Genomic DNA, 526 nt, shown 5'->3' with positions numbered 1-526 from the left:
CAGCACGATTTGTTGTTGCGTTTCACTATCCGTATTTGCTTTCGATAACTCTTCACGAGCCTTAACATAATACTGGTTCTGCGCATCATTCATTTTGTTTTGCAAATCATTTGCTTCACGACGTAAACGTAAAACTTCCACCTCACTTGCCGCACCTTTAGCAACTAACGGTTCTGTCATCGCCAGTTCTTGTTGCACCAGTTGCAAAGCCTGTTTTAAACCCGAAAGTGTTTGCTCAAGATCAGCACGACGTGAACGATATAGCGCCGTTTCTTCATGTACAAGTTTTGGTTCTTTCATCACAATGTCGGGAAAAACCAATGGCGTACCATTAACTTCCGCACGCAAACGCGCTGCTGTTGCCTGAGCAGAGATCAGTAAAGATCGAGATTCACCCACATTAGACGCAAAACGGGTTGGATCTAATTGCGCAAGAATTTCGCCCTTTTGAACAATGTCGCCTTCTTGTACATTCAGCTTGGTTAAAATACCGCCCTCTAAAGACTGAATCACCTGCTCTTTAGAC

At 43.9% G+C, this 526-nt stretch carries 1 pseudogene; it reads right to left on the bottom strand.

The features are described from left to right. A pseudogene (locus tag ACS604_RS18955) lies at nt 1-526 on the bottom strand (secretion protein HlyD); the annotation flags it as partial.

The organism is Acinetobacter sp. Li1LvA2, from assembly GCF_056156705.1.
Note: the sequence above shows the minus strand (reverse complement) of the source record. Positions and strands in the feature narration are given on the sequence as shown.